Source organism: Amycolatopsis sp. La24, assembly GCF_029087445.1.
In the GTDB taxonomy this organism is placed as follows: Bacteria; Actinomycetota; Actinomycetes; order Mycobacteriales; family Pseudonocardiaceae; genus Amycolatopsis; species Amycolatopsis nivea.
Map to the genome: position 1 here is coordinate 126,012 of NZ_JARACH010000022.1, position 8,626 is coordinate 134,637.

Below are 8,626 nucleotides of genomic sequence, written 5' to 3' on the forward strand. Positions count from 1 at the left end.
TGTCGCGAGCGGAGGTCGCGCTCACGCGTCGTACGCGTCGAGGGGCGGGCAGGAGCAGACGAGGTTGCGGTCGCCGCGCGCGCCGTCGATCCGCCGCACCGGCGGCCAGTACTTGGTCTTGCGCGCCACGCCGACCGGGTACACCGCCAGCTCGCGGTCGTAGTCCGCGGTCCACTCGCCGGCGATCGACGACGCGGTGTGCGGCGCGCCGCGCAGCGGGCTCGTCTCGGCGGTCCAGCGGCCGGCCGCGACCTCGTCGATCTCGTGCCGGATGGCGATCATCGCCTCGCAGAACCGGTCGATCTCGGCCAGGTCCTCGCTCTCGGTCGGCTCGACCATGAGCGTGCCCGCGACCGGGAAGGACATGGTCGGCGCGTGGAAGCCGTAGTCGATGAGCCGCTTCGCGACGTCGTCCACGGTCACGCCGGTTTCCTTGGTGATGCCGCGCAGGTCGAGGATGCACTCGTGCGCGACCAGGCCGTCCTGCCCGGTGTAGAGCACCGGGTAGTGCGGCGCGAGCCGGGCGGCGATGTAGTTGGCCGCGAGCACCGCGACCTTGGTGGCCTCGGTGAGGCCGGGCGCGCCCATCATCCGCACGTACGCCCAGGAGATCGGCAGGATCGACGCCGAACCGTAGGGCGCGCCGCTGATCGGGCCGACGCCGGTGTCCGGGCCGGCCTGCGCCAGCAGCGGGTGGTTCGGCAGGTACGGCGCGAGGTGTTCGCGCGCCGCGACCGGGCCGACGCCGGGACCGCCGCCGCCGTGCGGGATGCAGAACGTCTTGTGCAGGTTCAGGTGCGAGACGTCGCCGCCGAACTCGCCCGGCTTCGCCAGGCCCAGCAGGGCGTTGAGGTTCGCGCCGTCGACGTACACCTGGCCGCCGCCGTCGTGCACGATCTTGGCGAGCCGCTCGATGCCGTGCTCGTAGACGCCGTGCGTGGACGGGTAGGTGACCATGATCGCGGCGAGGTCGGAGCTGTGCTGGTCCACTTTGGACTGCAGGTCTTCGAGGTCGACGTTGCCCTCGTCGGTGCACTTGACCACGACGACGCGCATCCCGGCGAGCACCGCGGAGGCGGCGTTGGTGCCGTGCGCGGACGACGGGATCAGGCAGACGTCGCGCTCGGGCTGGCCGTTCGCCTGGTGGTAGGCGCGAATGGCCAGCAGCCCGGCGAGCTCGCCCTGGCTGCCCGCGTTCGGCTGCAGCGACACCTGGTCGTAGCCGGTGACCTCGGCGAGCCAGCCGGACAGCTGGCGGACCAGCTCGTGGTAGCCCTCGGCGTCCTCGGCGGGCGCGAACGGGTGGATGCCCGCGAACTCGCGCCAGCTGATCGGCTCCATTTCGGTGGTGGCGTTGAGCTTCATCGTGCAGGAGCCGAGCGGGATCATCCCGCGGTCGAGCGCGAAGTCCTGGTCGGCGAGGCGGCGCAGGTAACGCAGCATCGACGTCTCGGACCGGTGCGTGCTGAACACCTCGTGCGTCAGGTAGCCGCTCTCGCGAGCGAGACCGTTCGGGAGCGCCTGCGCGGCTTCCCACGCACTGTCGACACCGAAGGCGCGAAGCACCTTCGCGAGCGTGTCGGGACGCGTGACCTCGTCGCAGGCGATGCGCACGTGGTCAGCATCGATGTGGCCGAGGTTGATCCCCGCCTCGCGCGCAGCCGCGTGCACCTCAGCGGCACGGCCAGGCACCTTCGCGACGACAGTGTCGAAGAAGGCTTCGTGCGCGACTTCGACGCCACCGGCGCGCAGCGCGTTCGCGAGACCGGCCGCGAGTTCGTGAACCCGCGTCGCGATCGCCTTCAGCCCCTCGGGACCGTGGTAGACCGCGTACATCGCCGCGAGCACCGCGGGCAGCACCTGCGCGGTACAGATGTTGGAGGTCGCCTTCTCGCGACGGATGTGCTGCTCGCGCGTCTGCAGCGCGAGGCGGTACGCGGTGTTGCCGTCCGCGTCCACGGACACGCCCACGAGCCGACCCGGCAGCGAGCGCTCCAGGCCAGCGCGGACCGCCATGTACCCGGCGTGCGGACCGCCGTAGCCCAGCGGCACACCGAAGCGCTGCGTGGAGCCGACGGCGACGTCCGCGCCGAACTCGCCGGGCGCGGCGATCAAGGTGAGCGCGAGCAGGTCGGCAGCGACCGTGTACAGCGCGCCCGCGGCCTTCGCCGCTTCGGAAACGGCGTGGTAGAAACCGCGCCCGCGCAGCACACCGGACGCGCCCGGGTACTGCACGATGACGCCGAAGAACTCCTCGGGCAGCCCGGTGAGCAGGTCGCGCACCTGCACGTCGATGCCGAGGCCGGCGGCACGCGTCCGCACGACCTCGATGGTCTGCGGAAGGCATTCGGCGTCGAGAACGACCACATTGGACTTCGACTTCGACGCGCGGCGCATCAGCGTCATCGCCTCGGCGGCCGCGGTGGACTCGTCGAGCATCGAGGCGTTGGCGATCGCCAGCCCGGTCAGGTCGGACACAGCGGTCTGGAAGTTCAGCAGCGCCTCGAGCCTGCCCTGCGAGATCTCCGGCTGGTACGGCGTGTACGCGGTGTACCAGGCCGGGTTCTCCAGCACGTTGCGGCGGATCACGCCCGGGGTGACGGTGTCGGAGTAGCCGAGGCCGATCATCTGCGTCATCGGCCGGTTGCGCGCGGCGAGCGCACGCAGCTCGGCGGTGGCCTCTTCCTCGGACGCGGGCGCGGGAAGCGCCAGGTCACCGGCCGTGCGGATGGCGGACGGCACCGCCGCTTCCACGAGGGCGTCCAGGCTTCCGTAACCGCATTCGGCGAGCATCTTCGCCCGCTCGGCCTCGCCGGGACCGATATGGCGGGTGTCGAAGGGGGTGGAGGTGATGGGAGCTCCTCGGGACGGGCACCGGGCGCGGCGGTGCACTGGGAACTCCCCCTCTGTCATGGGCACCTGAGAGTTTCACCGCGCTCGGCGCGGCTTTCACCTTGGGTGAGGCGCGGGTGCGCCTGCTTTCCAGAGTGGCCTCGCCAAAAGCGGTAGCGGTTACCTGAGAGATTCCGGGGAGTTTGCTCCTTCGGTGTCCCACTGATCGCATGGGACTCTCCCGCTCCGGCTCGAACGGCCCTGTGTTCAGTTGTGGGTGCGGCCACTCTACCTGCCGCTTCGCGCACCAGTCTACCGCTCCCGGCCTACGCCACAAACGTCCGTGAAGGACCCCTTGAGCGAATCGGATTCCGGCAAGGAGCCCTTCACGGACCGTCACAGCGGGGTTACATAGGCGCCGGAGATGCCGCCGTCGACGAGGAACTGCGCGGCGGTGATGAAGCTGGCGTCGTCGCTCGCCAGGAAGGCCACCGCGGCGGCGATCTCCTCCGGTTCGGCGAAGCGGCCGACCGGGACGTGCACCAAACGGCGAGCCGCGCGCTCCGGGTCCTTCGCGAACAGTTCCTTCAGCAGCGGAGTGTTGACCGGCCCCGGGCACAGCGCGTTGACCCGGATGTTCTCGCGCGCGAACTGCACGCCCAGCTCGCGCGTCATGGCGAGCACGCCGCCTTTCGAAGCGGTGTAGGAAATCTGCGACGTCGCGGCTCCCATCACGGCCACGAACGACGCGGTGTTCACGATCGAACCGCGGCCCTGGCGCTGCATGTGCGGCAGGACCGCCTTGCAGCACAGGTACACCGAGGTCAGGTTGACCCGCTGCACCTTCTCCCAGGCTTCGATGCCGGTGGTGAGGATCGAGTCGTCCTCCGGCGGCGAGATGCCCGCGTTGTTGAACGCGACGTCGACCGCGCCGAACTCGTCGACGGTCGTCTGGAAAAGGGCTTCGACCTGGTCCGCGTCGGTGACGTCGACCTGGACGAAGGCCCCGCCCACCGCGTCGGCGGCCGCCTTGCCCTGCTCCGGCGCGACGTCGCCGATCACGACCTTCGCGCCCTCGCTCGCCAACCGCTTGGCGGTGGCGAGGCCGATGCCGCTCGCGCCGCCGGTGATCACCGCGACGCGGCCGTCAAAACGCTGCACCATCGTGGGTCATTCCTCCGTGCTCAGGAAAACGTTCTTGGTTTCGGTGAAAGCGGCCGCGGCGTCCGGGCCCAGTTCGCGGCCGAGACCGGACTGCTTGAAGCCGCCGAAGGGCGTCCAGTACCGGACCGAGGAATGCGAATTCACCGACAGGTTCCCGGATTCGACGCCGCGCGCGACCCGGAAGGCACGGCCGACGTCGCGGGTCCAGATCGAACCGGACAGGCCGTATTCGGTGTCGTTCGCCATCCGCACCGCCTCGGCTTCGTCGCGGAAGCGGACCACCGCGACGACCGGGCCGAAGATCTCGTCGCGGGCCAGCGGATCGTCCAGTCCCGGCGGGAGCACGACGGTCGGCGCGAACCAGTAGCCCGGCCCAGACGGGGCGCTGCCGCGGAAGGCAACCGGCGTCCGCTCGGTGACGTAGGAGGAGACTTTCGCGTGGTGGTCCGCGGAAATCAGCGGGCCCATCTCGGTCGCCTCGTCGCCCGGATCGCCGACGACCACGCCCTGGACCGCGGGTTCCAGCAGTTCGAGGAACCGGTCGTAAACGGTGTCCTGCACCAGGATCAGCGACCGCGCGCAGCAGTCCTGCCCGGCGTTGTCGAACACTCCGTACGGTGCGGTCGCCGCGGCCTTCTCCAGATCCGCGTCGGCGAACACGATGTTGGCGTTCTTGCCGCCGAGCTCCAGCGTCACCCGTTTCACCTGCGCCGCGCAGCCGGCCATCACCTGCTTGCCGACCTCGGTGGAGCCGGTGAACACGACCTTGCGCACCGCCGGATGTGTGACAAACCGTTGTCCGACAACGGATCCCTTGCCCGGCAGCACCTGGAAGACGTCCTCCGGGATACCCGCCTCGCGAGCGAGTTCGGCCAGCCGCAACGCGGTGAGCGGCGTCAGCTCGGCCGGTTTGAGCACGACGGTGTTGCCCGCCGCAAGTGCCGGCGCGAAGCCCCAGCCCGCGATCGGCATCGGGAAGTTCCACGGCACGATCACGCCGACCACGCCCAGCGGCTCGTGGAAGGTCACGTTGACGCCGCCGTCGACCGGGATCTGCTTGCCCAGCAACCGTTCCGGCGCGCCCGCGGAGTATTCGAGCAGGTCGCGCACGTTGCCCGCTTCCCAGCGGGCGTTGCCGATGGTGTGCCCGGAGTTCTCGACCTCCAGCCGGGCCAGGTTCTCGACGTCGGCGTCGACCGCGTCGGCGAACCGGCGCAGCAGCCGCGCCCGATCGCCCGGCGCGACCGCCCGCCAGGCCGGGAACGCGGCGTGCGCGCGGGCGATCGCGGCGTCGGTCTCCGCCTCGGTGGTCAGCTCGACCTGGCGCACCACTTCCGCGGTCGCCGGGTTGCGCACCTCGAACGTCGTCATTTCCCCTCCTGCGCGGCGTTGACCAGCGCGGCGAACAGCCGGACGTCGTCGCCGTCCTGCTCCGGATGCCACTGCACGCCGAGCACGAACTCCCCCGGCACTTCGGCGGCCTCGACCGTCCCGTCCGCCGCGTGTCCGGACGCGACCAAGCCGGAACCGAGCCGGTCGATCGCCTGATGGTGGTAGCACTGGACTTTCGTTTCCCGGCCGAGAATCGCGGCCGCCCGGGTGCCGTCGACCAGGTTGACCGTGCTGGTGCCGAACGTGGCCGGGGCGGGCTGATGCGTTGCGTCGCCCAGGGTTTCCGGCAGGTGCTGCGAGAGCGTGCCGCCGAGCGCGACGCTCATGACTTGCAGCCCGCGGCACACGCCGAGCACCGGCTTCCCGGCCGCGCGCGCCGCCGCGAACAGGCCGAACTCGAACGCGTCGCGCTCCGGGCGGATGTACGTCGCGGGGTGCGGCTCCTGGTCGTACCGGCTGGGTTCGACGTCCGCGCCGCCGGTGAGGACGAGACCGTCGATGCGTCCGACGAGCGCATCGTAGGCCGTGCTTACCGGCGGCAGCAGCACCGGGATCCCGCCCGCCTTGACCACGCAGTCCGCGTACACCCGGTGCAACAGCGTCGCTTCGGTGTCCCAGGCCAGGAACTTCGCCTGTTCCGAATACGTGCTGAGCCCGATGACGGGCGGGTCAGAGTCGTTCGAAACCACGGATGCGCTCCCAATCGGTCACAGCTCGCTCGTACGCTTCGCGCTCGATCCGCGCGGCGTTGAGGTAATGGTCGACTACATCGGCACCGAAGGCATCTCGCGCGATACGGCTGCCTTCGAGGGCTTCAGCCGCTTCAGCAAGCGTGACGGGCACGGTCGGTTTGTCAGAGGCGTACGCGTTGCCGACGAACTCAGGTTCCAACGGCAGTTCGTTCTCGATGCCGTGCAGCCCTGCAGCGACCATCGCGGCGACAGCGAGGTACGGGTTCACGTCTCCGCCGGGTACGCGGTTCTCGACACGCAACCCGTCACCGTGTCCGACAACGCGCAACGCGCACGTACGGTTGTCCGTGCCCCACGCGATCGCTGTCGGCGCGAAGCTGCCAGGGACGTAACGCTTGTAGGAGTTGATGTTCGGGGCAAAGAAGTACGTCAGCTCGCGCAACGCCTCCAGCTGTCCGGCGAGGAAGTGCTGCATCAGCTTCGAGAAGCCGTGGTCACCGTCGCCGGGAAGCACCGCTTCGCCGGACTTGCTGCGAAGGCTCAGGTGGATGTGACAGGAATTGCCTTCGCGCTCGTTGTACTTCGCCATGAACGTGAGGCTCTTGCCCTCCTGCGCGGCGATCTCCTTCGCACCGTTCTTGTAGATGCCGTGGTTGTCGCAGGTCGCGAGCGCTTCGGCGTAGCGGAAGGCGATCTCGTGCTGACCCGGGTTGCACTCGCCCTTCGCCGACTCCGGATACAGGCCCGCGCCCGCCATCTCGTTGCGGATCCGGCGCAGCAGCGGCTCGATGCGCGCGGTGCCGAGCATGGAGTAGTCGACGTTGTACTGATTGGACGGTTTGAGATCGTGGTAGCGCTTGTCCCACGCGGACTCGTAGGAGTCGTCGAACACGATGAACTCGAGTTCGGTGCCCGCGTACGCCTTCAGGCCGTGCTCGGCGAGCCGGTCGAGCTGACGGCGCAGCACCTGGCGCGGGGAAACGGAAACCGGGCCGCCCTGCACGCGCTCGACGTCCGCGAGCACCAGCGCGGTGCCCTCCTGCCACGGGATCTCCCGCAGCGTCGCGAAATCCGGCCGGAGCACGAAGTCGCCGTAGCCGCTCTGCCAGGACGAGATGTCGTAGCCGTCGACGGTGTTCATGTCGACGTCCACCGCGAGCAGGTAGTTGCACGCCTCGGTCGCGTGGCCGACTACCTCTTCGAGGAAGTACTCCGCCGAACAGCGCTTGCCCTGGAGCCGCCCCTGCATGTCGGTGAGCGCGACGAGCACCGTGTCGATCGTGCCCGCCGTCACCCGTTCGCGGAGTTCTTCGAGCGTGAGCATTCCTCGCCTGGCCGCCATCGCATCGCCCCAAAGGTTCGGATCAGGTCCTTTGCGGCTTCTTCCTACCGGGCCGTCGGGCCTCGGTCAATCCACTGAAAGGTATTTTCTCATACCTTTAAACACGCGCTCGACCAGCCTCCCCCGCACGGCGCCTGCTATGTCCGGGTTGCCCGGCTGAGAAGATACTGTGAATCGGGTGCGTCCGGGACCAAATCCGCCGCCTCGTGCGTTGGACCGGGCAAGAGAGGTGAGAGGGATGACTGAAGCATTCACGCAGACCACGTTCAGCCAGCAGCAGGCGCGGCCGCAGCTCCCGACGCTGCCCACCGGGTGGCCGATCGGGTCGTACGAGTCCTACGAACAGGCCCAGCAGGCCGTCGACCACCTCGCGCACGCTGATTTCCCGGTCACCGACGTCACGATCGTCGGGGTCCAGCCGATGCTGGTGGAGCGCATCGCGGGCAAGATGAGCTGGAGCCGGATGCTCAGCAGCGCGGCCATGTCCGGCGCGGTGTTCGGCCTGTTCCTGGGCCTGGTGCTGAGCATGCTCAACCCGGCCGCCGGACTGCTGTCGATCGTGCTCGGCCTCGCCGCGGGTGTCGTGTTCAACGTGGCCTTCGGCGCACTGGGCTACGCGGCGAACCGCAACAAGCGCGGGTTCATCTCGCAAAGCCAGCTGGTCGCCCAGCGCTACGACGTGCTGTCGCAGCCGCGCAACGCCGAGAAGGGCCGCCAGCTGCTGGCAGACCTGGCCGCGCGCTCCGCGTTCAATCACTGAGTTCCGGCGACTCGCCTCCCGGGCGCCCCGGCCGTTCGCGGCCTGGGCGCCCGGTTTCGCGTTCCGGGGCCTGGTGACTCGTGAGTGCCGGTGCCGGTTCTAACCCAATGCCACGTAGCTTAAGTTGATCTTGTTTGTGGTGTTGGGTGTCCGGCGTGGCGGTGTGGCTTGTGCTGGCCGGGGCTGGTGTGATCGCTGGTTATGAGTTCTGGTGCGACGGCGAGTCCGGATCAGGTGTCGCTGGGTGTTCTGATGGCGGCTGTGCCGCGGGATGTGATCGATGCGGCGGTCGCCGGGTGCGGGGCGGGGGCGAGGCGGTCGGACGGGAAGCTGCCGCCGCATGTGGTGGCGTATTTGACGATGGCGTTGTGCCTGTTTCCCGGTGACGACTACGAAGAGGTCGCGACCAAGGTCACGGGGTCGTTGTCGCGGTTCGGGTGCTGG

7 protein-coding genes and 1 riboswitch are annotated in these 8,626 nt (G+C 69.2%); of the genes, 2 read left to right on the forward strand and 5 right to left on the reverse strand.

Annotation, left to right across the window (positions count from 1 at the left end):
* Positions 1-21 precede the first annotated feature (21 nt).
* The 5 genes from gcvP to PUT80_RS22070 all read right to left on the reverse strand — a co-directional run bounded on the left by gcvP (position 22) and on the right by PUT80_RS22070 (position 7,404).
* Positions 22-2,913 (reverse strand): aminomethyl-transferring glycine dehydrogenase, encoded by a 2,892-nt coding sequence (gene gcvP / locus PUT80_RS22050; RefSeq protein WP_275293298.1) that lies wholly within the window; start codon positions 2,911-2,913, stop codon positions 22-24.
* Positions 2,897-2,996: riboswitch (glycine riboswitch) on the reverse strand. (Overlaps the previous gene by 17 nt.)
* 232 nt (positions 2,997-3,228) lie before the next feature.
* Positions 3,229-3,996, reverse strand: a complete 768-nt coding sequence (locus PUT80_RS22055) for a 3-oxoacyl-ACP reductase (protein WP_037811639.1) — start codon at positions 3,994-3,996, stop codon at positions 3,229-3,231.
* A 6-nt stretch (positions 3,997-4,002) separates the two neighbouring features.
* Positions 4,003-5,367, reverse strand: coding sequence for an aldehyde dehydrogenase family protein (locus tag PUT80_RS22060; RefSeq protein ID WP_275293299.1), 1,365 nt, complete (start codon positions 5,365-5,367; stop codon positions 4,003-4,005).
* The gene (locus PUT80_RS22065) at positions 5,364-6,077 is read right to left on the reverse strand and encodes a gamma-glutamyl-gamma-aminobutyrate hydrolase family protein (protein ID WP_275293300.1); all 714 of its coding nucleotides are present in this window, start codon (positions 6,075-6,077) and stop codon (positions 5,364-5,366) included. Before PUT80_RS22065 ends, PUT80_RS22060 begins: the two co-directional genes overlap by 4 nt.
* Entirely contained in the window at positions 6,058-7,404 is a 1,347-nt protein-coding gene (locus PUT80_RS22070) for a glutamine synthetase family protein (protein WP_337824447.1), read from the reverse strand. Before PUT80_RS22070 ends, PUT80_RS22065 begins: the two co-directional genes overlap by 20 nt.
* A gap of 256 nt (positions 7,405-7,660) precedes the next feature.
* On the opposite strand from PUT80_RS22070, the gene PUT80_RS22075 reads away from it, so the two are divergent.
* Together PUT80_RS22075 and PUT80_RS22080 are read left to right on the forward strand one after the other, a co-directional pair.
* The gene (locus PUT80_RS22075) at positions 7,661-8,182 is read left to right on the forward strand and encodes a general stress protein (protein WP_009074217.1); all 522 of its coding nucleotides are present in this window, start codon (positions 7,661-7,663) and stop codon (positions 8,180-8,182) included.
* Between the two features lie 201 nt (positions 8,183-8,383).
* The coding region (locus PUT80_RS22080) for a transposase domain-containing protein (RefSeq protein ID WP_275293302.1) at positions 8,384-8,626 on the forward strand (243 nt) is incomplete at its 3' end.